18 protein-coding genes are annotated in these 21,841 nt (G+C 66.5%); 4 read left to right on the forward strand and 14 right to left on the reverse strand.

The window, feature by feature from the left end:
• Positions 1-5 precede the first annotated feature (5 nt).
• From lhgO to G3545_RS09165, 7 genes are all read right to left on the reverse strand, one after another.
• Entirely contained in the window at positions 6-1,202 is a 1,197-nt protein-coding gene (gene lhgO / locus G3545_RS09135; protein ID WP_170011825.1) for an L-2-hydroxyglutarate oxidase, read from the reverse strand.
• A complete protein-coding gene (locus G3545_RS09140) occupies positions 1,199-2,740 on the reverse strand; it encodes a tripartite tricarboxylate transporter permease (protein ID WP_170011827.1) in 1,542 nt (513 codons plus the stop codon). The genes lhgO and G3545_RS09140 overlap by 4 nt, the downstream gene beginning before the upstream one ends.
• Positions 2,741-2,779: 39 nt before the next feature.
• On the reverse strand, positions 2,780-3,247 hold the full coding sequence (locus tag G3545_RS09145) for a tripartite tricarboxylate transporter TctB family protein (RefSeq protein ID WP_170011829.1): 468 nt from the start codon (positions 3,245-3,247) through the stop codon (positions 2,780-2,782).
• A 74-nt stretch (positions 3,248-3,321) separates the two neighbouring features.
• Positions 3,322-4,302, reverse strand: coding sequence for a tripartite tricarboxylate transporter substrate binding protein (locus G3545_RS09150; RefSeq protein ID WP_170011831.1), 981 nt, complete (start codon positions 4,300-4,302; stop codon positions 3,322-3,324).
• Between the two features lie 115 nt (positions 4,303-4,417).
• Positions 4,418-5,587 (reverse strand): mandelate racemase/muconate lactonizing enzyme family protein, encoded by a 1,170-nt coding sequence (locus tag G3545_RS09155; protein WP_170011833.1) that lies wholly within the window; start codon positions 5,585-5,587, stop codon positions 4,418-4,420.
• Between the two features lie 36 nt (positions 5,588-5,623).
• The gene (locus tag G3545_RS09160; protein WP_170011835.1) at positions 5,624-6,289 is read right to left on the reverse strand and encodes a GntR family transcriptional regulator; all 666 of its coding nucleotides are present in this window, start codon (positions 6,287-6,289) and stop codon (positions 5,624-5,626) included.
• A gap of 62 nt (positions 6,290-6,351) precedes the next feature.
• The gene (locus G3545_RS09165) at positions 6,352-7,482 is read right to left on the reverse strand and encodes an Ldh family oxidoreductase (protein ID WP_246702745.1); all 1,131 of its coding nucleotides are present in this window, start codon (positions 7,480-7,482) and stop codon (positions 6,352-6,354) included.
• A 374-nt stretch (positions 7,483-7,856) separates the two neighbouring features.
• Here G3545_RS09165 and G3545_RS09170 point away from each other — a divergent pair, with 374 nt between their 5' ends.
• The 3 genes from G3545_RS09170 (at position 7,857) to G3545_RS09180 (ending at position 11,058) form a co-directional block, all read left to right on the forward strand.
• Positions 7,857-9,362 carry a tripartite tricarboxylate transporter permease gene (locus G3545_RS09170; RefSeq protein WP_170011837.1) on the forward strand — a complete coding sequence of 502 codons (1,506 nt, stop codon included), beginning with the start codon at positions 7,857-7,859 and terminating at the stop codon, positions 9,360-9,362.
• A complete protein-coding gene (locus G3545_RS09175) occupies positions 9,362-9,916 on the forward strand; it encodes a tripartite tricarboxylate transporter TctB family protein (RefSeq protein WP_170011839.1) in 555 nt (184 codons plus the stop codon). The genes G3545_RS09170 and G3545_RS09175 overlap by 1 nt, the downstream gene beginning before the upstream one ends.
• A gap of 116 nt (positions 9,917-10,032) precedes the next feature.
• Positions 10,033-11,058, forward strand: a complete 1,026-nt coding sequence (locus G3545_RS09180) for a tripartite tricarboxylate transporter substrate-binding protein (protein ID WP_170011841.1) — start codon at positions 10,033-10,035, stop codon at positions 11,056-11,058.
• A 14-nt stretch (positions 11,059-11,072) separates the two neighbouring features.
• Here the strand turns inward: G3545_RS09180 and G3545_RS09185 are convergent, their stop codons facing one another.
• From G3545_RS09185 to G3545_RS09195, 3 genes are all read right to left on the reverse strand, one after another.
• Entirely contained in the window at positions 11,073-11,966 is an 894-nt protein-coding gene (locus tag G3545_RS09185) for an NAD(P)-dependent oxidoreductase (RefSeq protein WP_170011843.1), read from the reverse strand.
• A 102-nt stretch (positions 11,967-12,068) separates the two neighbouring features.
• On the reverse strand, positions 12,069-14,237 hold the full coding sequence (gene mdoH / locus G3545_RS09190; protein ID WP_246702746.1) for a glucans biosynthesis glucosyltransferase MdoH: 2,169 nt from the start codon (positions 14,235-14,237) through the stop codon (positions 12,069-12,071).
• Positions 14,225-15,754, reverse strand: a complete 1,530-nt coding sequence (locus G3545_RS09195) for a glucan biosynthesis protein G (protein WP_170011845.1) — start codon at positions 15,752-15,754, stop codon at positions 14,225-14,227. Before G3545_RS09195 ends, mdoH begins: the two co-directional genes overlap by 13 nt.
• A gap of 408 nt (positions 15,755-16,162) precedes the next feature.
• On the opposite strand from G3545_RS09195, the gene choX reads away from it, so the two are divergent.
• Positions 16,163-17,107: a choline ABC transporter substrate-binding protein gene (choX, locus tag G3545_RS09200; protein WP_170011847.1), complete on the forward strand. Its 945-nt coding sequence runs from the start codon at positions 16,163-16,165 to the stop codon at positions 17,105-17,107.
• 191 nt (positions 17,108-17,298) lie between these two features.
• On the opposite strand, the gene G3545_RS09205 is transcribed toward choX, so the two are convergent.
• From G3545_RS09205 to G3545_RS09220, 4 genes are all read right to left on the reverse strand, one after another.
• Positions 17,299-17,775 carry an SRPBCC family protein gene (locus G3545_RS09205; RefSeq protein WP_170011849.1) on the reverse strand — a complete coding sequence of 159 codons (477 nt, stop codon included), beginning with the start codon at positions 17,773-17,775 and terminating at the stop codon, positions 17,299-17,301.
• Positions 17,776-18,186: 411 nt separating this feature from the next.
• Positions 18,187-19,446 (reverse strand): HlyD family secretion protein, encoded by a 1,260-nt coding sequence (locus G3545_RS09210; RefSeq protein ID WP_170011851.1) that lies wholly within the window; start codon positions 19,444-19,446, stop codon positions 18,187-18,189.
• A 10-nt stretch (positions 19,447-19,456) separates the two neighbouring features.
• Positions 19,457-19,657, reverse strand: a complete 201-nt coding sequence (locus G3545_RS09215; RefSeq protein ID WP_348644643.1) for a DUF1656 domain-containing protein — start codon at positions 19,655-19,657, stop codon at positions 19,457-19,459.
• Entirely contained in the window at positions 19,657-21,591 is a 1,935-nt protein-coding gene (locus tag G3545_RS09220) for an FUSC family protein (RefSeq protein ID WP_170011855.1), read from the reverse strand. Before G3545_RS09220 ends, G3545_RS09215 begins: the two co-directional genes overlap by 1 nt.
• Between the last annotated feature and the right edge of the window lie 250 nt (positions 21,592-21,841).

The raw sequence follows: 21,841 nt of genomic DNA on the forward strand, positions 1-21,841 counted from the left end.
GCTACTCAGTGCGCCGTGAGCTTGTCGACGATCATGCGGGCGATCGGCATGGCCGAGGTCGCCGCCGGCGACGGCGCATTGCAGACGTGCAGCATGCGGGGCGAGTTCAGGAACAGGAAATCCTGCACCATGGTCCCGTCCTTCAGGATCGCCTGGGCCCGGATGCCGGCGCCCGGCGTGCCGAGATCCTCCAGCGTCAGGCCCGGGCAATATTTGCGGCACTGCTCGAGATAGCGGGCGCGGGAGATCGAGTTCCTGAATTCGTCGAGACCCGAGCGCAGATTGGTGCGCGCCATCTTCCAGAAGCCGGGGAAGGCCAGCATGGACGCCACGTCGGAGAGCTGGACGCTGCCCTTGCCATAGCCCTCGCGCGAGAAGCCCAGCACCGCATTGGGGCCGACCGTGACGCGCCCGTCGATCATCCGGGTGAGGTGGATGCCGAGGAACGGCAGCTCCGGATCGGGGACCGGGTAGATGAGATGGCGAACGACGCCGGCCTTGCTCGCCGGCAGGGTGTAGTATTCGCCGCGGAACGGCACGACCTGATGGGTGGCATCGAGGCCGGCCAGGCGGGCGATGCGGTCGGACTGCAGGCCGGCGCAGGCCACCAGCCGCTCGGCGCGCAACGTGTCGCCGCCATCGGTCCGCACCGTGACGCCGGTGCCGTCCTCGGCGATGCCGGTCACCCGGGTGCCGAGCCGCAGGCTGGCGCCGAGGCCCTTCAGGCGCTCGCTCATGGCAAGGCAGATGCGCCGATAGTCGACGATGCCGGTGGCCGGAACCAGCAGCGCGCCGAGCCCGCGGACATTGGGCTCGATCTCGCTGAGGCGGCCGGCGGAGATCGGCTCGACGACGATGTCGTTGCGCTGGGCGCGCCCTTCCAGCGCCGCCATCCGCTCCATCTCCATCGGGCTGGTGGCGACGATGAGCTTGCCGCAGCTCTCGAAGGGTATGCCGTTCTCCGTGCAGAACTGCTTGGTGGCGATGGCGCCCTCGCGGCAGAGCTGCGCCTTCAGCGAGCCGGGCTGATAATAGATGCCGGCATGGATGACGCCGCTATTATGGCCGGTCTGGTGCCGGGCAAAGCCGTCTTCCTTCTCGATCAGCACGATGCGGGCTTGCGGGTCCCGCGACAGGATCTCGAGCGCGGTTGCGAGGCCGACGATCCCGCCGCCGACGACGCAATATTGATACTCCATCACACGGCCTTCCCGGTATCGCTCGGCATCGCATCGGCCTCGGCATCGTCGGCCGGGATCTTGCGGATATTGGCAAGCCGCATGATCAGCGGCAACAGGATGACGATCACGGTGCCGATGAAAAGCACCAGGGCGATCGGGTGCTCGATGAAGACGCTGAGGTCGCCCTGCGACTGGATCATGGTCCGGCGGATATTGCGCTCCAGCATCGGGCCGAGCACCAGGCCGAGCACCAGCGGCACCGGCGGGTAGTCGAGCTGCAGCAGGATCAGCCCGATGCCGCCGGCGATGATCGCGATGACGATGTTCACCATCGAGAATTCGATCGCGTACACGCCGAACATCACGATGGCGATGATGATCGGATAGAGAATGGCGGTCGAGACGAAGAGGATGCTGGCGAGCAGCGGTGTCAGCAGCAGCGTGAGGAACACCAGCGCCAGATTGCCGACCCAGAAGCTGCCGAACAGCGTCCAGATGAAGTCGGCATTGTTGACGAACAGCAGCGGGCCGGGCTGGAGGCCGATCATCAGCAGGCCGCCCATCATCACCGCCGTGGTCGCGGAGCCGGGAATGCCGAGCGTGAACAGCGGGATCATGTTGCCATAGGAGGCCGAGTTGTTGGCGGCCTCGGGCGCCGCGACGCCTTCGACGATGCCGGTGCCGAACAGCTCCGGCCGGCGCGAGAAGCGCTTGGCGACGGCGTAGGACAGCATGGTGGCGGCGGTGGCGCCGACGCCCGGCAGCACGCCGACGATGAAGCCAATGATCGAGCCGCTGAACAGCTCCCAGCGCGAGGCCACGGCATCCCCCAGGCGCGGCAGCAGCGAGCGGAAGCTGAAGCTCGCGGCGGGGCGGTCGATATTGCTGTTGATGCTGGTGAACATCGCCGTCAGGCCGAACAGGCCGACGGCGACGACCGAGAAGTCGAGCCCGTCGAACAGATCCATCTGGCCGAAGGTGTAGCGCGCCGGGCCGGCGATCGGGTCGAGCCCGATCATGCCCACCCACATGCCGAGCAGCAGAGCGACAAAGCCCTTTATGGAGTTTCGCCCGCCGAGCACGCTGACCAGCGACAGCGAGAAGGCCATCATCGCCGTCATCTCGGTGGGGCCGAAGGCGAGCGCAGCCTTGGAGATCGGGATCGACAGCGCGACCATGCCGGCGAGACCGAACAGGCCGCCGATGAAGGAGGCGAACACGCTCATGCCGAGCGCCCGGCCGGCTTCGCCCTTCTGTGCCATCGGGTAGCCGTCGAGCACGGTCATCACCGAGGGCGCATCGCCGGGAATGCCGAGCAGGATCGAGGTGATCGCGCCGCCGAACATGGCGCCGTAATAGATGCCGGCAACGCAAGCGATGGCCGCGGTGCCGCCGAAGCTGACCGCGATCGGCAGCATGATGGCAACCCCCGCCGACGGCCCGAGGCCGGGCAGCGCGCCGATCAGCAGGCCAAGGATCGCGCCCAGCATGGTTGCGGCGAGAATGTCGAGCTGCATCGCCTGGCCGATGCCGTGGAACAGAAGGCCCAGAATGTCCATGACGATCTCGCGGGTTGTGGTGGCGTCAGCGGTTGGCGGTCAGAAGCCGAAGACGCTGCGAGGCAACGGGACGCGCAGGAGCGTTCCGAACACGAGGTAGCAGGCGAGCGAGCACAGGATCGACGTCAGCCCGAGGCGGATGAGGAAGGCGCGCTCGAACGAGGGCTGGATGATGAAGCCGATGGCGAACATCAGGAACATGGTCGAGATGGTGATGCCGGCGTACGGCGTGACGACCACGAATATGAGCATTGCCACGCTGATGATGATGAACTTCACCAGCTCGCTGCGCTCCATGGCGGCCTTGAGATCCTCCAGGCCGGCGAGGCTGCGCACCAGATTGACGGTGCTGAGCACGGCGAGGAGCGCGCCGGCGATGACCGGAAAATAGCCCGGCCCGGGCGTGGTGCCCTGCATGAAGCCGAAATCGTTGCCCGTCCATACGAGATAGACGCCGAACAGCATCAGGAAGAACGCCACGAACTGGTCGAGACGATGAACCGTCATGATGAGAACTCCACCAAGATTGCGATGAAGAACACACCCCGGGACCCCTCAAGGGTCCCGGGGCGCGTCCGGCGTCACTTGATGACTTTGAGCTCTTTCATCAGATGCTCGTAGCGGTCGCTGGTCTCGACGATCGCCTTGCCGAATTCGGCGCTGTTCATGAAGTTCGGAACATCGTGGAAGCGGTCGATATACTGCGCCTTCCACTGCTTGCTCTCGGCGACCTTCTTCAGCACGCCCTCCCAGAAGCTCACGACTTCAGGTGCCACGCCCTTGGGCATGACCAGGCCGCGGATCTGGGTGTGCACGATCTTGTAGCCGAGCTCGGTGAAGGTCGGCACGTCGGGGAAGGCATCCGCGCGCTGGGCCGAGCTGACGGCGAGCGGGCGCAGCGTGCCGGCCTTGATCTGCGGCAGCACCTCGGAAGGGTTGAAATAGGCGATGTTGACGTGGCCGCCGAGGATGGCCGCCATGACTTCGCCTTCGCCGTCGAACGGGATCGAGTCGATCTGAACGCCGAGCGAATTGGAGGTCATCTTCGCCAGCAGCGCCGCGTCGGAGACGACGCCGACGGTGCCGGTGGTCAGGCGCTTGGCGCGCTTGAGATCGTCGAGCGTCTTGTATTCGGAGGTCGCCGGGACGACCAGCACGTAGGGCGACTGGGCGATCGCCGCCAGCGGGGTGAAGTCGCGGTAGCTGACCGGCGAGCCGCCCTGGAGCGGGGTGGTGAAGAAGCTCACGCTGACTGTGGCGATGACGTAAGGATTGCCCTTCTCCTTGCCGACATAGCTGTAGCCGACGGCGCCGCTGCCGCCCGGCCGGTTCTCCGGCAGGATGGAGACGGGCAGCGCCTTGAGTTCGCCGATCACGTTGCCGATGGTGCGGGCAAGCGTGTCGCTGCCGCCGCCGACGCCGAACGGAATGATCATGGTGATGTCGCGGTCGGGATAGACGGCGAGCGCCGGGGCTGCCGTCACCAGCGTCGCGGCGCACATCGCTCCCGCGGCGACCATGCGCCCACGGGTAACAAGGGCATCAAGCATCGAATAGGACATCGTTATTCCTCCCGGTATTGTTTGTTTTATGGTGTTGATGCCCCGGGAGCTTTGAACCCGGGGCGCTGTTGGACCATTCTCTTCATCCGCCTGGCGTTTTTATTTGCGGATGTCTTCAGGCAAGCGAGGGAATTGCCTCGCGCAGCAGATAGCCATGGGCATCACGGCCCTTGAGACGGCTGGCTTCGGGGTCGCGGACGCGGGATTCCTCGAGCGCATCGTAGCGCGGCGTGAAGCCGAGGCCCGGACGATCCGGGATCGTCATCTTGCCGTTCACCGGATCGGGGGTGCCTTCGAAGAAGTGCTTGCCGGTCATCCACATGCCGTAGTGGAACTCGACCGGGCCGCCATTCATGACGCCGGCGAGGATGTGCATGTTGAAGATCGGCCAGCCGCCGCCATTGGCCATGGGCAGGTTGAAGGCCTGCGCCAGGTGGGCGACCTTGAGCGCCTCGGTGTACCCGCCATTATAGAGGACGTTGGGCTGCAGCACGTCGACCGCATGATGGGTGACGAGCTCGCGGAAGCGCCAGCGATGGCCCTCCATCTGGCCGGCGGCGATCGGCACCGAGACGCGGCTGCGAAGATCGGCGAGCGCGCGCGCGTCGTTCTGCTCGATCGGCTCCTCGAACCATTTGAGGTTGCAGTCCTCGACGCCCTTGGCGAGCATGAAGGCGTCGTGCGGGTTGAACCAGCAATTGGCGTCGATCATCAGGTCGACATCCGGACCGATGGCCTCGCGCGCGGCCTTCACCCGGCGCACATCGTCCTTCCAGGTCCGGGTCGGCTCGCCGCCGACGACCATCTTCAGCATGGTGTGGCCGTCCGCCAGGAACTTCTGGGCGTACTCGGCGATCTGCTGTTCGTCGAAGAACGGGTAGCCGAAGGTCGCGTAGGTGTAGGCCTCGTTGTTGAAGCCGCCGAGCAGCTGCGCGATCGACTGGTTCTCCGCCTTGCCGCGCAGATCCCAGCAGGCGATGTCGATCGCCGAGAGCGCGTTGGAGATCACGCCGGTATAGGCGCGGTTGTTGAGCTGCTTCCACACCGCATGATGGATCGCTTCGGTGTGGCGAACGTCCTTGCCCCTGATGAGCGGGAAGATGTGCTGTTCGATGCAGGGCATCACCGCCCACGGCAGGAATGAGCCGGTGACGCCCATGCCCTTGCGGCCGTCTTCCGTCTCGATCTCGACGAAGACGAACATGCGGGTCTCGATGGATTCCCCGATGCCCGGCAGGTCGATCTCGTGCTTGTGCAGGCTTGCCTTTATCTTTGCGATCTTCACCGCGTTCTTCCTCCCAGTGTGTTGGTCTTTTGCCGGCTATCCGGCCTTGCGGGAGCTCGCTCCCAGCGTTGCCAGCCAGCGCTGCTTGCCGTGCAGCACGTGCGCTTCACCCAGCGCGCGCGCCTTCTCCTTGTCGCCGTCGCGAATGGCTTCGACGATCGTGCGGTGCTCGTCATTGGTCTGCCCGGGCGAAGCCAGCGCGCGACGCAGCGAGTGCGTCTCCCGGATCAGGTCGTCATAGATGCGGTGCGCGCAGCCATGGTTGGCGATGCGCCCGATCTGGTCGTGGAATTCGAGGTTGATGCGGTAGTAGCGCGGGATCTGGCCCTCGGTGATCGCCTCGCCCATGCCGCGCACCAGCGCCTCGAGCCGGGCGACCTGCTTGTCGCTGCGCAGCTCGGCGGCGCGGCTGCACATCAGCCCGGTGAGCAGCGCGCGCACGTCATAGGTCTCGCCGATCTCGGTCTCCGACATCTCGCGCACGAACACGCCGCGCGATGGGATCGAAACCAGCAGCCCGGCCTTCACCAGAGCGCGGGTGGCCTCGCGCACCGGGCCACGGCTGACGGCAAACTGCTCCGCCAGATTGACCTCGTTCAGCCGCTGCCCCGGCTCCAGATCCCCGGCCAGAATCATCTTCTCGATCTCCTGGTACACGCGGGTCGAGAGCCCCGCTGCCCGTTCGATGCGTCGTGTGTTCATGCGGTCAGCTGCGGGTTGCGCCATGTGCAATAGATGACTGTAAGCCAGAAAACTGTCAACAGCTAACCAGAAAAATTAGTATTTTCAGTTATATAAGCATGATTCGATTGAACATTTTCGGCGTCATCTGGAATCTGGAACAGCCATTCCGCGCCGTCCGCCCTGGCAAGTGCGTACAGGCGGCGCAGCAGTCCCGGGCCGATCGGGATGCCGGCCTCTCGCTGCGCCATGACGGCGCGCTCGGGGTCGCCGGCGACCATGACGGGCCTGCCCGCATCGATCGGCGGCGTCGCCCGCATGTCGTCGCAGAACCGCTTCACGTCGGCACGGAAATCGCCGATGTCGCGGAACAGGCCGGGGTCGAACGCCATGAAGAAATGGCCGACATCGAGCCCGGTCGGCTGCTTCGAATGCATGGGATCGGTGATCAGCGTCGAGCCGGACAGGCAGGACGACAGGATGTTGACCATCATGGCGAGGCCGTAGCCCTTGTGGCTGGCGCCCTCCGGCGTGCCGCCGAGCGGGGAAAGGAAGCCGCCCTGCATCACCTCGAGCGGGTCGAGCGTCGGCACGCCGGCCTTGTCGAAGCCCCAGCCCGGCGGCATCTGCTGCCCTTCGATGACCTTGTTGCGCACCCGGCCCGAGGCGACGGTGGTGGTCGCCATGTCCAGCAGGAACGGCTTGCCATCTTCGCCGGGCGCGGCGAACGACCAGGGATCGGTGCCGAACCGCGCCGCCTTGCCCCCGGTCGGCGGCACGCGGATGCCGAACACCGAGGTGGTGGCGATGCCGATCAGGTCGGCTTCCAGCGCCATGCTGGTGAAGCAGCCCAGCGCGCCGAAATGCCCGGAATTGCGCACGCTGACCATGCCGACGCCGCAGGCCCTGGCCTTCTCGACTGCGAGCGCCATCGCCTTGCTGGCCGGGACATGGCCGAGCCCGCCATCACCATCCATCAGCGCGCTGACCGGCGTCTCGCGCACGATCCACGGCTGAGACTTCATGTTGATCGGCCGCGTATGGCGCCGCTCATTGTATTCCACCAGCATCGCGATGCCGTGGCTTTCAATGCCGCGCAGGTCCGCCCAGCCGAGCACGCGTGCGGTCTGCGCAGCGTTCTCCGGCGTCATGCCCCAGGAGCGCAGGATCGCCGCCGCCTGGCTGCAGTGCGTCTCGAAATCGTGCTTGATCATCATCGACATCCAATGGGGGCTGCGGACATGCCGCGAGGGCGGCGTCGCGTCCTGCTTTTGTCGAGGATAAAAGGCCCGCGCCGAAACGAAACTATGGATCGGATTGCTTCAGGCCCAAGCAAAACTATCTTCTGCCGGGGCACGTGAAAGGGGACGGAGCGGGCACGTCCTGCCCGGCGCATGCCCGGCGCACTTTGCCCCGTCATGCCGCTGCGCTTATGGCCCCGATCAGAAATCATAATGCGCGCAGGCTTGCTGCGGCGGGAGATCGGCTCGCATACTCGTGAAGTCGCTGCCGGGCCAATAGAATCGCGAGATCGTGACGCCGGAACGGCGCGGGACGGGCAGCGCGGGAGAAACGCCGAGGACTGCCCATGCTGGATGCCATAGTCACGGGGCTGCATGCCCTGATGACTGCACAAGCCATAATCTTCCTGCTGATCGGGGTCGTCTACGGCCTGATCATCGGAATACTTCCTGGCCTCGGCGGCATCGTCGCGATGGCCCTGCTTCTACCCTTCACCTATGGCTACGAGCCGGCGGCGACCCTGGCATTGCTGCTCGGCGCGCACATCGCCACCATCTGGGGCGATTCCGTCACCAGCATCCTGTTCAACGTGCCCGGCGCGGCCAAGAGCCTGTCGCTGGTGTTCGACGGCTATCCGATGACGCAGAAGGGCCAGGCGAAGCGCGCGCTCGGCGCCTCCGCAGGCGCGGCGCTGCTCGGCGGCATCATCGGCGCGGTGTTCCTGGCGCTCAGCATACCCCTGGTGCGCCCGCTGATCCTGGCGCTGGGGCCGAGCGAATACCTGATGATGGCGCTGTGGGGCCTCACCGTCATCGCCACCTTCAGCGAGGGGTCGCTGCTCAAGGGCATGATCGCGGCCTGCGCCGGCGTCATCATCGCCTTCATCGGCATGGACCCGATCACGGCGACGCCGCGCTACACCTTCGGGCTGGTGTTCCTGCTCGACGGCATCTCCTTCCCGGTCGCGATGATCGGCCTGTTCGCCATCGCCGAGATGATGAAGCTGTGGGTGAAGGGCGATTCCATCGTCAGCCGCACGCTGCAGGCCGAGACCTCCTCGGTGCTCGATGGGGTGCGCGATGCCTTCCGGCACTGGGGGCTGGTGTTCCGCTCCAGCCTGCTCGGGCTGTGGATCGGCGTGCTGCCCGGCGTCGGCGCCACGGTCGGCGGCATCGCCGCCTATGCCATGGCGGTGAACACCTCCAAGCATCCGGAGCGCTTCGGCAAGGGCAATGTGGAAGGCGTCATCGCGCCCGACGCCACGCTCGGCGCCAATGAAGGCGGTGGCCTCTTGCCGACGCTCGCCTTCGGCATTCCCGGCGGCGAGAGCATGGCGATCCTGCTGATCGCCTTTGTCGGCCTCGGCATCGTGCCCGGCCCGGCCATGCTCACGGACCATCTCGACATCGTCTTCAGCCTGGTCTGGATCATCGTGCTGGCGAGCATCCTCACCACGGTGATCGGCATCGCCATCTCGCCCTACCTGGCGCGCATGCCGAACCTCGACCACACCATCATGATCCCGATCGTGCTCACGGTGTGCTTCATCGCCGCCTATGCCACCCGCGGCGTCGAGGGCGACGTGGTGGTGGCGGTGCTGTTCGGCCTGCTCGGCTATGTGATGGACCGCTACAAATTCTCCCGCGCCAACCTCGTCATCGGCATGGTGCTGGCGGACATGATCGAGCGCAGCCTGCATCTGTCGCTCTCGCTCTATGGCGACTTCTTCATCTTCACCCGGCCGGTCACCTTCGCGATGTTCGTCTTCATCGTGCTGACGACCGCGTGGCCGTTCGTGCGCAACTGGCGCCGCAAGCGCCAGCAGGCGCTCGCCATCAAGGGGGGCGCATGATGAGCCGTCGCGCCCAGGAAAACCTCATCGTCCTTGCCTTGCTGGGCATGTTCATCGCGGTGATCGTCGTCAGCATGGACTACAGCTTCCGCGCCCGCATGGTGCCGCTGCCGATGGCGGTGCTGGGCTGCATCCTCGCCGTGGCCCAGTTGGTCTGGCAGAACCTGCGCCCCGCCGACGAACTCCAGCTCGACATGTTCGAGTTCATCACCGGCCGGACCACCGACGAGGAGCCGGCGGCGGTGCAGGCGGTGATCGAGCAGCAGCCCGGTCCCTCGCCCGATGCGCCCAAGCGCACCGCGGCGCGCGAATTCATGGCCGCCGGCGTGGTGCTGCTGCTCCTCGCGCTGTCCTTCCTCATCGGGCCGATCCCGGCGACCTTCGTCTTCACCACCGGCTATCTGCTGCTGACCGGCAAGCACGGCTTCGCCCGCTCGGTGCTCTATTCCGCGGTGCTGACGCTGATCCTCGCGGTGATGTTCGGCTACATCCTGCAGGTGCAGCTCGACCGCAGCCTGCTGCTGCCCCCGCTCGCGCCGATGATCGGCTTCTAGAACCTGGAGCATTTCCTCACCGCAAAAGTCGGTCAACTTTTGCGGAAAATGCCCTGACGTCACGACGGCCGCCGGGAACCGGCGGCCGCAATGAAAAAACCTTCGGGAGGAAAGACATGCTGAAACTGGAGCGGCGCAGCTGCATCGCGCTCATTGCCGGTACATTCCTCGGCCTTGCGGCCGGCACTCCGGCCATGGCGGCCGGCGGCGGCTATTATGACGGCAAGAACGTCACGCTGATCGTGCCGAACACGCCGGCCGGCGCGATGTCGCAATATGCCCGGATGATCGCGCCCTATATCGCCAAATATTCCGGCGCCAAGGATGTGCGGGTCGACAACCAGCCCGGCGCCGGCGGCCTGCGCGGCACCAATTTGCTGTGGCGCGCCAAGCCGGACGGGCTGACCATCGCCTTCACCAGCGTCTCAAGCCTGCTCATGGCGCAACTTGCCGAGAGCCCCGGCGCGCAGTTCGACGCCGCCAAGTTCACCTATCTCGGCCGCGCCGTGACCGAGCCGCGCATCCTCATGGTCGGCGCCAACTCACCCCTGAAGACCATCGACGACGTCAAGAAGCTGAACCGCCCCTTCATCTTCCCGACGCAGGGCACGGACGAGGACTTCTACGCCATGTCGGTGCTGTTCAGCGCGCTCGGCGTGCCGCTGAAGATCGTCACCGGCTATGACGGCGACGCCGATACCAGCCTCGCCGTGATCAAGGGCGACGGCGACGGCCACATGGCCTCCTACAGCAGCGGCATCACCGCGATCTCCAACGGCGAGAAGCGGGTGATCCTGACCATGTCGGACAAGCCGTCCGCCGAATTGCCGGCGGTGCCGGCCGCGCTCCAGGTGGTGACGGATCCGAAGTCGGCCGAGCCGCTGCGCGCCATCATCGAGATCCAGACCGCGCATCGCGGCTTCTTCGGCCCGCCGGACATGGACCCGGCGGCGACCGAGGCGATGCGCAAGGCGATCTCGCAGGCGCTGGCCGATCCCGACCTGATTGCCGAGGCGAAGAAGCACCAGTTCACGCTGTCGCCCTCGGACGGCGCCACCGAGCAGGCTCGCATCGCCCGCATCATGGCCTCCAGCGCCAGCCTGAAGCCGATCCTCAAATCGGCGCTGCAGTCGATCAAGTAGCGTGTTGCGGGGCCTCACCCCACGGTCCGGCTGCGCCAATAGGCCGGCAGGCTGGCGACATCCTGGTCGCCCCAGCCTGCCGCGCTCGCCTCGTCGAAGATGCCGAGCGCCTGCCCGGCGAGCGGCAGCTCGACACCGAGGCTCGCCGCCTCCTCGTTCATGGTGCGCAGGTCCTTGCGCACGGAATCCACATCGAAGCTGGTGGCCGGCACGCGCGCCCCGCCCAGCGCCGCCGCCACGCCGGCCGCGCGGCCCTTCAGCGCCGGCGGCGCGCCGCTGGTCTCCGACAGCACATCGATCAGTTCGGCGGGTGACAGCCCAACATTGCGGCACAGCGTCACCGCTTCGCCCAGCGCCTGCCAGTACACCAGCAGCGGCAGGTTCACCGCCAGCTTGAGGCTCGATCCGGCGCCGACATCGCCGGCATGGGTGACACGGCGGCACAGCGCGTCGAGCACCGGGCGGGCGCGGTCCAGATCCTCCGCCCGGCCGCCGGCAAAGCCCAGCAATTGCCCATTGCGCGCCGGCACCACGCTGCCGCCCACCGGGCATTCGAGGAAATCCGCGCCGGCGCCGCGCACCTTGGCGGCGAGTTCGATCTCCACATGCGGGCGCACCGTGCTGAGATCGATGAACAGCTTGCCGGCAACCGCGCCGGCCAGCAGCCCCTCCCCTCCCGCATAGACGCTCCCCACCGCCGTCTCGTCGGTGAGCGAGGTGAGGATGACGTCCGCCGCAGTGGCGAGCGCGCGCGGCGTCGGCGCCGCGACGGCCCCAAGCGCGACCAGCGGGGCGGCGCGCTCGGGCGAGCGGTTCCACACCGTGACATGGTGGCCCTGCGCCAGCAGGCGCTCGGCGATGGCCGAACCCATCCGGCCCAGCCCGGCAATCGCGACGTTCACGGTCATGTCCAGCCCCTCATTCTTGAGTCCGCGCTCAATAGAGCCGGAAGAGTGCCAGAAGCAACCGGGAACCGGAACCTGGAAGAAGTGCGAGCCTTCCTCCGCGTCCTAGCCCAGCGCGAGCAAGCGCGACAGCGTCTCGGCGTCGCCGAGCGCGGCGCTCTTCTCGCGCGGTGTCAGGGCGGCCAGCGCCTCAGCCAGTGTGCCGGCGTCCTCGACCTTGGCGCGCGCCACGAGGCGTTCGGCGCCATGATCGCCGCGCGCACGCTGCCCGCCGTCCGGCAGCATGGCGCGGTGCGCGGCGAGCAGGTCAGGGTCGTCGCGAAGCCGCCGGACCGCCTCGCCGGAGGCGAGCGCAGCTTCCAGTTCGCTGGCGATCTCGCTTGCCCGTTGCAGCACCCGCGGCGGTGCGCGCTCCTCCGGTATCGCCAGCAGCCCGATGCGCCGGAAGGCCTCGCCCGCCGCACGCCCGCCGGTCCAGACCACAAGCGGCACGGCGAGCAGCAGGCCGAGGATCACCGGCGTCATCCAGAAGAACAGTGGCAGCGAGATCAGCAGCGCCGCAGCGCCCATCGCCACGCCGAACAATGTATGCGGGGCGAAATGCTTCAGCGTCTGGCGCAGCGGCACACTGCCGTCGCCGCGGCGTTGCGGCTGCCAGCCACCGTCCCGGCCGGCGAGGATGGTCGCCACCGCTGCCGACTGCGCCACCATCATCACCGGCGCCGCCAGCCCCGCGATCAGCGTCTCCGCCAGCAGGCCGAACAGCGTGCGCACCCCGCCGCCGAAGCCGCGGCGCTGCTCGCCGTCGAACAGCATCACCAGATAGGCGAAGATCTTCGGCAGCAGCAGCACCGCCATGGTGCCGACGAACACCCAGGCGGCGCGGATCGGGTCCTGCGCCGGCCAGGCCGGGAACAGCGAGAATTCCGACGGGAAGTAATCCGGCGGCACGAAGCGCGCCTGCAGTGCGGTGAGCAGGCCGGCCAGCAGCATGATGAGCCACAGCGGCGCGGTGATGTAGGAGCCGATGCCGGTCAAGAGATGCAGGCGGCTGACATAATGCAGCCCGCGCGCCGGCAGCACGGCGGCGTGCTGGAGATTGCCCTGGCACCAGCGCCGGTCGCGTATTGCAAGGTCGGTCAGCGAGGGCGGCCCCTCCTCGTAGCTGCCCTCGAGCCACGGCACCATGTGCACCGCCCAGCCGCCGCGCCGCACCAAAGCGGCCTCGATGAAATCATGGCTCATTATGTGCCCGCCGAACGGCTTGCGGCCGGTGAGATGCGGCAGGCCGGCGCATTCGGCAAAGGCGCGGGTGCGGAGAATCGCGTTGTGGCCCCAGTAATTGCTGTCCGGTCCGTGCCACCAGGCAAGGCCATGGGCGATGAGCGGGCCATAGAGCCGCCCGGCGAATTGCTGCAGCCGGGCGAACAAAGTGCGGGCGCCGATGATCACCGGCAGAGTCTGGATCACCCCGACCTGCGGGTTGCGCTCCATCGCGGCGGCGATGCGCACGATGCAGTCGGCGGTCATCACGCTGTCGGCGTCGAGCACCAGCATGGTTTCATAGCGCCCGCCAAAGCGCGTCACCCATTCGGCGATGTTGCCCGCCTTGCGATCGATGTTGCGCGGCCGGCGCCGATAGAAGATGCGCCCTTCCCCATTGGTGCGCGCGCGCAGCGCCAGGAAGCCGGCCTCCTCGGCGATCCAGATGTCGGCATCGGTGGTGTCGCTGAGGATGAAGAAATCGAAGCTGTCGAGCGCGCCGGCCTCCTGCAGCGACTCGTGGATGGCCTGCAGCCCGGCGAGCACGCGCGCCGGCTCCTCATTATAGGTCGGCATCAGCAGCGCGGTGCGCGTCGCAAGGCGCGGCGGTGGGCCGTCAAGCGGTACGCCGAGCACGGAGTGCCGCCGCATCGCGGCCATCAGCCCGCCAAGCGCATTGGTGAAGGAAAAGCCGATCCACGCGAACAGGATGACGAACAGGCCGAGCACGATGCCTTCGAGCGCGGTCAGCCCGCCGACCTCGAGCACCTTGTACATCTCATAGGCGGCGCCGATGGTCATCAGGCCGGCGCCGCCGATGACGAAGGCGCGGCGCGCGAACAGGCCGCCCGGCGCCTTGAAGCGCCTTGGCGCCGCCGGATCGCGTAGCGAGCGGGTCGGCATGTCGAGCGGCGCCTCCGGCGGCAGGGCCGGCGGGAGAGCGGGCACCGGCGCGGCGGACCGCAGTTGCGGCGCGTGCATCACCACGGCGTCCCTGGCTACGGCGTCCATCGATAGATCCAGGCCTCGGTGAGCCGCTGATCGCCGCGCACCAGTTCGGCGCGCAGTTCCGCGACATCGGTGCCCTTCGGCTCGAAGGCGAAGGACAGCCGCTGACCCTGAATGTCCGGATTGGGCTGCAGCACGACATTGGAGACGCCGCCTTTATCGGCCGTCACCTTGGCTTCGATGCCCTCCGGCGCGAGGCCCTTCATGGTCTCGCCGACAAGGTCGAGCACGAACAGCCGGCGCTCCGCCGTGCCGCCGACGCGGGTGGCGCCGAAGCGGCCGATCGGCTCGCGGTCCGGCGCTTCCCAGGTCCAGTGCAGGCGGTAGGTGTAGTTGTACTCGCCCCCCTTGCGCAGCGGATCCTTCGGCCGCCAGAAGGCGACGATGTTGTCGTGGATCTCCTCCGGCGTCGGGATCTCGAGCAGTTGCACCGCGCCCTCGCCCCAGTCGCCGATCGGCTCGACCCAGACGCTCGGCCGCTTCTCGTAGCGCGCCTCCAGGTCCTGATAGTCGAAGAAGGAACGCTGGCGCTGCATCAGCCCGAAGCCGCGGACATTGGAGGTGACGAAGGAGCTGATCTGCAGCCGGCGCGGATTGGTCAGCGGGCGCCAGACCCGTTCGCCATTGCCGTTGAATACCGCGAGCCCTTGCGCGTCGCCGACCGCGGGCCGGAAATCATCGATGCCGTCGCGGTCGTTGGGGCCGAACAGGAACATGCTGGTCAGCGAGGCGAGGCCGGCCTGGTCGATATCGGCACGGGGATAGACGCTCATCTCCACCGTCATCACCGTCGCCTCGCCCGGGCTGATGGTGAAGCGGTGGACCGCGCTGGCACTCGCACTGTCGAGCAGGGCATGGACGACGATGGAATTCACGCCCTGGCGCGGACGCTCGATCCAGTAGGCCTTGAAGACCGGGAACTCCTCGCCGCCGGCGTCGCCGGTCTTGATGGAGAGGCCGCGCGCCGAGGAGCCATAGACCTGTCCCTTGGCCACGGCGCGGAAATAGCTCGCGCCCTGGAACACCGCGATCTCGTCGAGATAGTCGGTGCGGTTGATGGGGCCGTGCAGGCGGAAGCCGGAAAAGCCGAGATCAAGCTTCGGATCGGGACGCGCCAGCCCGTGATCGAAACGGAACAGATCCGGCGAATAGGCCACCCTCTGCGCCTTGCCGTCCTCGACGACGAAGATGTCGACGCGGTCGCGGAACAGGAAGCCGCGATGCAGCAGTTGCACTTCGAAGGGCAGCTTCTGCCCGCGCCAGAGCGCACGATCGGTGTTGAAGCGGATGTTGCGGTAGTCGTCATAGCTCAGCTTGTCGATCACCGCCGGCAGCGACTGGTCGCCCTGCTTGAACGGCTTGGCGGCAAGATCCTTCGCCATCTGCCGGACGAACTGGGCGTCGAAGCCGGGAGCGTCCTGGGCGTTTGCCACGCCCGACATGAACGAGGCCACCGGCCATCCGGCGGCGAGCATCCCGGGCACCAGCGCGGCGCCAAGCAGCAGATCACGTCGATGCATTCTTCCCCCGTCGTTCGAACCTGGCCAATGCCAACGGGCTAAGCGCGAGGCGCCGGGGAAGTTCCGTGGTCACTTTGCCGCCACCGGCCCGGCTTGACTCGCGAAGGCCGCTGTCCCGATAGCCTGACCGATAATCCAGAATGGATCGTCATCCCCGGCCTTGTGCCGGGGATCTCGATTCCGAACAGCGCATCAGAGGCCGAGATGGCCGGCACAAGGCCGGCCATGACGCGGAAAATGGCCCGCTTGACCGGCCATCGTCGCGGCAGGCTCTGCCGCGAGGCGGCTGGCGATTGCGCATTTCGTCATCCGCGCTTCGAGAATCGGCAAGCACGGCGTAATGTGCGGATTAGGCTTCCTCTGCGGCGCCGTGATCAGCGGCATGATCGCCAAAACGAGGGAACAGCAATGATTATCAAACGGCTCGTTGCCTGCCTCAGCCTATCCGCCACGCTGATGTCGGCCCCCGCCTTCGCCGGGGACCCGGCATCCTGCGCCAAGCCTCGCTTCTCCGATGTCGGCTGGACGGACATCTCCGCCACCACCGCGATCGCGAACCAGCTGCTGCAGAATCTCGGCTACAAGCCGAACGTCGTCATCCTCTCCGTCGCCGTCACCTTCAAGTCGCTGGAGAACAGCGACGTGGACGTGTTCCTCGGCAACTGGATGCCGCTGCAGGAGCCGACCCAGGTTCCGCTGGTGAAGGCCGGCAAGATCGAAGTCGCCGGTACCAACCTCAAGGATGCGCGCATCGGCTTCGCCGTGCCGAAGACCGCCTATGATGCGGGCCTCAAGACCTATGCCGACATCGCCAAGTTCAAGGACCAGCTCGGCGGCAAGATCTACAGCATCGAAGCCGGCAGCAGCGCCAACCAGACCATCTCCAAGATGATCGCCGACAACACCTTCGGGCTCGCCGGCTTCACCCTGGTGGAATCCAGCGAGCAGGCGATGCTCTCGCAGGTCTCGCACAAGATCAAGCAGAAGGAGCCGGTGGTGTTCTTCGGCTGGCGCCCGCACCCGATGAACATCAACATCCCGATGGCCTATCTCGCCAACGGCAATGACGTGTTCGGCCCCAATGACGGCGGGGCGAGCGTGCTCACGCTCACGCGGGCCGGCTATGTCAAGGAATGCCCGAATGTCGGGCGCTTCCTTTCCAACCTGGTGTTCGACGTCGCCATGGAAGATCGCCTGATGAGCGACATCCTCGACAAGAACATGCAGCCCGACGCCGCGGCCAAGGCCTGGATCAAGCAGAACCCCGCCGTGCTCGAGCGCTGGCTCGACGGCGTGACCACGCTCGACGGCAAGCCCGGCATCGCCGCGGTGAAGAGCGGCCTCGGCATGTAGGCGGACCGATCAGGAGCCCTGCCCGCCCGGGCGGACGGGGCTTCAGGTCGCGGACTTGCAAACGGAGGATTTCAGCTTCGGGGGGTTGCGGAAAGCAAACTGGCTCCCGATAGCCGACCTCACAAACAGTCACGCTTCGCGATTTCCGTCTCGCGCCAGTCCAGGGGATGGCCGATCCGGTTACAGGGCCGTCACGCGCTCGCGCCCAGGGTGGCGAGAAGTTCGTCCAACTGCTCGAACTGCTCGGGCATCCCACCTTCCATCCCGGCGCAGGCCTCGTCGCGCGCTTCCTTCGAGGGATAGAGTTCGTGCAGGATCAGCAGCGTCTTGCCGTCTTTTTCCTCGAAGGTCAAAGTGGTCAGGGCGGCGTCCTCACTTTCGTCATTGGTCCAGACGAGACGCGAGGGCGGTATCACTTCCATGTACTTGCCGAAGAACGCGAAGGACGTCGCGGCATCGTGTCCGAACTCGAGACGGTACGTGCCGCCGACGCGAACATCCATCTCGCAGGAACGCAGGGGCACGCCCATCGATTTGGGTGCCCACCACAGCTTCATCAATTCGGGCCTGGTCCACGCCTCGAACACAATGCGCACCGGACCGTTGAAGGTCCGCGTAACGACGAGCTCGCGCTCGGACTTCCGTTCGACCGTCGTGCGATCATTCATCGATTTTCTCCTTGCGTTTCAATTCCTCGACACCCCTATCGAACGCGCCGAAGCGTGCGGCCCAGAGAGCTATGCACCAAGGACGGACGAGGCTCGGCCAAGCCGACACCACCGTCTCTGATTTTCTGCAGGCTCCGACAGCACCCGTGAAACCTGCGGGTGGATTGCGGACATGCGAGATCGGCTGGAATGCTCGACGGCGGCGGCTTCAGTGCAGAAAGCGCCGAGGGCAACCCGTTTGGAGGCGATGGCATGGCGGCGCCCTCGATCCTGCCGGCGGGCGAAGGAACATGGCAGCCCCCCGGTGTGAAACAGGTGTCATAGAGGACGCAGGTTTCGCGGGCGGAAGCCCGCACGCGGCGAAGGTGCCTTTCGGAACCTCCGCCGCGGGCTGCCGTAGTCGGCCAGCCGTCAGTATGCGCGCGGCGCCACATCGATGCCGGGCACGATGCCGGGAACGAGCTTGTCCGCGGGTGGCGACAACGGCACCTCGGATGCCGGGATCGTCTGCTTTCCGGAAGACGGGCCCGTCATCGCCGGGACACAACCCGGACGTGCCTGCGGCCCGTAATAGAGTTTGGACAGCAGGGAAGCGGATTTCGAGACCGAGCGAACCAGCCAGTTCCGGTCGTCAGCCGTCGTCGGCTGGGCAATCGACACGGTCGCCGTCAGCCCCGATACGAGCGGCAGGCCTGCCGGGACGTGATCGATGGCGATGCGGACCGGCACGCGCTGCGCCAGGCGGACCCAGGTGTAGATCGGGTCGACATTGGGAAGCCCCTGCGTGCTCGGGGTTGCATTTGCGACGCTGATGCCGCGGGTGATGGTCTCGACATGGCCCTCGATCGGCTGCGCGAAACCCATCAGCGTCGCTTCCGCCCGGTCGCCGACGCAGATATTCGCCATCTTGGTCTCTTCAAAATAACCGTCGATCCAGAAGCTGTCGGCATCGATCACCGAGATGTTGGGGTTGCCCGCCGGCGCATAGTCGCCGGGACGCAGCAGGAAATTGGTGACGTAGCCATTGACCGGGCTGAGCACCCTGGTCCGCTGAAGATTGAGCTGGGCCTGGGCAAGGGCTTGCTGCGCGGCCTCGAACGCCGCCTTGGCCTGCTCCGCATTGCCGGCATAGATCTGCTGCTCCTCCGGCGTCGTGGCGATCGAGGACAGGTTCTGGCGCCGCTGTGACTGGGCCTGTTTCACCTGGAGGTCCGCGGCCCTCAGGTCGAGATTGGCCTTCGCGGTTTGCACGGCGACCTGGAAGTCGAAGGGATCGATGACATAGAGCACATCGCCCTTATGGACGAACTGGTTGTCCGAGACCTTCAGGTCGACGATCTGCCCCGAGATCTGCGGCGCGACGTTCGCGACCTGGACGCGCACGCTGCCGTTCCGGGTCCAGGGCGACATCACATAATACTGCCAGGTGAGGAGCGCGCTGACGATTGCGATGAGCGCGACGGCAAGGGTAGCGAGCCGCTTGCCGACTGCGCCGGCCAGCCGCCTGAACCCTCCCCCGCGCCCGGCGCGGGAAGGCCCTGCTGGTGCGTTGGCGTCCTCATGCGGAACATCCCCTTTAGGGCCTTCCGGCACACCGGTCTTGGGGACCAGCAGAAGCTCCGGCCGATCGGGGAGCGGCTGGGCCTGGTCGACGGATTGCGAGGCGGTCATTTCCAACTCCCTAGGAATAGAGGGTGATCAAGCCGAAGATCGTCACGTACAGGCCAAGCTCAGCGACTGTCGGATGGCTGAACATCCGCGATATGCCCGCCGCATGAAGCAGAGGTCGAAGCAGAAAAATGATCAGAAGCGCGGCGACTGCGTAGGAAACGATCGGAGCGACAAGAACGCCGCCGATCACCAGCTCGTGGAACATCGGCATCACGTCATCTCCCGATTGAAGATTGCAGACGGCGAGGCAGCGATGGCGCGGCTTGCCAAGGTCAGGCGCGCGCATAGCTCGGTCGCCTTGGGATCGCCGGCGAGCGCGGCCGGATAGAGGCTCCGGGCTACGTCCAGCAGGCCGGTGGCGTCCCGGCGCGTGAGCGCCTTGCGCCCGGCATCGCCGACTGCTGCAGCAGCGTACGCGGACGGCCCGTCCAGCGCCGCGGCACAGGCACGCACTGCCACCGTATGGTCGAAGCAGGCCATGGCCTCGTCGAGACACTGCATCTTTGCCGGGACCGCAGCTCCGGCCGCCACGATCTGGCCGATCCGGCCGGCGTCGCGGAACGTCGCCTCTTCGGGCGCAAGGGTGCGCTGGGTAAAAGGCTCGGGCGCTGTTGCCTGGTGTCGTGCGCCCGCCAGCAGCCGCCGCAGCCGGTCTTCACCGGACAGTGGGGGCACCAGGATCTGGATCGCGAACAGCAGCAGGGTCGCGAGGCAGAGAAAAAGCACCGTGAAGACAAATGTTTGCGGATTGTAGCTCTGCGGGTTGGTCGGCGCGAGGATCGCCACGCCGAAGATGAGGAAGAGCCGCCCCATCCCGGCAACGGCCGGCTTGGTTGCCGTCATGAGCAGCGCCGGGCCGATCACGGCCGGCGCCAGGGCGATGGCCAGCAGCGGGAAGGCATCGGCGCCGTCGAGGATGACAAACTCCAGGACGCCGGCGATCAGGCAGGCGAACGGTACGGCGATGACGGCCAGCGTCGTGAAGGCGCGCGCATCGGGGGCCGTCGCGCCGAGGCCGATGAGTATCGCCACAAGCGAGAGCGAGATCTCCGTCGTCGGCCAGCCTGTAACCATGAAGAATACCGCCGCAAGGGCGAAGCAGAGACCGGCCCGCACGCCGTTCTCGACCGCGACGCGATAGGACCGGTAAAGCGGAGCCTTCCATGGCCTCGAGGGGAATCTGCCATCACGCAGTCGCCCGAGATCGTCGCGCACCTGCCTGCTGCGCTCGACCAGCGTTCCGGCCAACCAGGCGAAGCTCAGCGCGATCAAGCCGCTGTCGGGGTCATCGCCTCGCGAGACCGGCGGCAAGGCGGCGGCGCTCTCGCCATCGAGGCTGGAGGCGATCTGCCCGGCGAGCGGCGCAGTTGCTGCGACCGGCAGCGCTTCCAGCTCGCGGGCGACGGAAACGACGCCAACCAGGTCCACCAATGCGTTTCGCGCAGCCGCACTTCGGGCGGGGCCGCTGCTCGATTCCGCGCTCAGGGCGCTTACTTCGGACCGCAGGCTGGTGATCGCGCGCAGGAGCCCGGCCGATGTCGCGGGCGGCACCGTCTCGCCGCGAAGCACACTTTGCGCATAGGCGATGGCACGCCGATGCAGGCCCGCGAGATCGCTCGCTATTTTCGGATGATAATCGGGCGCCGCCAACAGATCATTGACGAGCGTTACTGCAAGGATACCGACGGCAATGGCGGCACCGCGGGCAAGGCCGGCCTCGAATATGTCCTGCGGGCTGTCGATCTTTTGAATCGCGATCAGCGAAATGGTGATGACACCCAGCGCCGCCGCGTAGGCGCGATTGCCGTCGAGCAGCCCGGCCGCGAAGACGCAGAGGCCGATCCATGCCGCAAGCACCGCGAGCAGCAGTCCATCCGTCTGGCTGAAGGCTCCGAAGATCGCGATCGAAGCCGTCACGCCGATGACGGTCGCGGCAACCCGAACACCCGCCTTTTCGAGACCCTGGCCGCGCGTGGGCAGCGCCAGTATGGCGACCGTCAGGGCGGCACTGGTGGGCGCCTCCAGCTCGAGCCAGAAGCTGATGTACAGCGCCGCGACAAGCGCAAGCCAGATCCTTACCGCGAACGCCCACGACGCGGTGGGCAGTCCGGCAAAGACGGTGCGGTCCTGAACAAGCCCGGCCATGGTGCCTCGCGGTGAACAATGTTTGCGAGCGCACCGATTACCCTAGGAAAGTCGTCGCGTTTTTCTCGGAGGGACGCATTCGTCGGATTCGCACGGTGATGAGCGTTGCGCGTGGTGCCTGTATCGACGGCTCGTCGATGGCAGCATGACCGACCCAACGTGCTCAGGGTGGCCTGCATTGCCTCGTGCCTTTATCCTTGAACCGGACTTCAGGGCACGCTCAAAGGACTTTCCGCGCCTAGCGGATTCA

Origin of the sequence: Starkeya sp. ORNL1, from assembly GCF_012971745.1 — a bacterium.
GTDB lineage: Bacteria > Pseudomonadota > Alphaproteobacteria > Rhizobiales > Xanthobacteraceae > Ancylobacter.

Bases quoted from the DNA above. Each gene is read 5' to 3' on its own strand.
- G3545_RS09140 (WP_170011827.1), bottom strand. From the start codon at position 2,740: ATGGACATTCTGGGCCTTCTGTTCCACGGCATCGGCCAGGCGATGCAG.
- G3545_RS09145 (WP_170011829.1), bottom strand. From the start codon at position 3,247: ATGACGGTTCATCGTCTCGACCAGTTCGTGGCGTTCTTCCTGATGCTG.
- G3545_RS09150 (WP_170011831.1), bottom strand. From the start codon at position 4,302: ATGTCCTATTCGATGCTTGATGCCCTTGTTACCCGTGGGCGCATGGTC.
- G3545_RS09160 (WP_170011835.1), bottom strand. From the start codon at position 6,289: ATGAACACACGACGCATCGAACGGGCAGCGGGGCTCTCGACCCGCGTG.
- G3545_RS09165 (WP_246702745.1), bottom strand. From the start codon at position 7,482: ATGATCAAGCACGATTTCGAGACGCACTGCAGCCAGGCGGCGGCGATC.
- G3545_RS09170 (WP_170011837.1), top strand. From the start codon at position 7,857: ATGCTGGATGCCATAGTCACGGGGCTGCATGCCCTGATGACTGCACAA.
- G3545_RS09175 (WP_170011839.1), top strand. From the start codon at position 9,362: ATGAGCCGTCGCGCCCAGGAAAACCTCATCGTCCTTGCCTTGCTGGGC.
- G3545_RS09180 (WP_170011841.1), top strand. From the start codon at position 10,033: ATGCTGAAACTGGAGCGGCGCAGCTGCATCGCGCTCATTGCCGGTACA.
- G3545_RS09185 (WP_170011843.1), bottom strand. From the start codon at position 11,966: ATGACCGTGAACGTCGCGATTGCCGGGCTGGGCCGGATGGGTTCGGCC.
- mdoH (WP_246702746.1), bottom strand. From the start codon at position 14,237: ATGGACGCCGTAGCCAGGGACGCCGTGGTGATGCACGCGCCGCAACTG.
- G3545_RS09195 (WP_170011845.1), bottom strand. From the start codon at position 15,754: ATGCATCGACGTGATCTGCTGCTTGGCGCCGCGCTGGTGCCCGGGATG.
- choX (WP_170011847.1), top strand. From the start codon at position 16,163: ATGATTATCAAACGGCTCGTTGCCTGCCTCAGCCTATCCGCCACGCTG.
- G3545_RS09205 (WP_170011849.1), bottom strand. From the start codon at position 17,775: ATGAATGATCGCACGACGGTCGAACGGAAGTCCGAGCGCGAGCTCGTC.
- G3545_RS09210 (WP_170011851.1), bottom strand. From the start codon at position 19,446: ATGACCGCCTCGCAATCCGTCGACCAGGCCCAGCCGCTCCCCGATCGG.
- G3545_RS09215 (WP_348644643.1), bottom strand. From the start codon at position 19,657: ATGCCGATGTTCCACGAGCTGGTGATCGGCGGCGTTCTTGTCGCTCCG.
- G3545_RS09220 (WP_170011855.1), bottom strand. From the start codon at position 21,591: ATGGCCGGGCTTGTTCAGGACCGCACCGTCTTTGCCGGACTGCCCACC.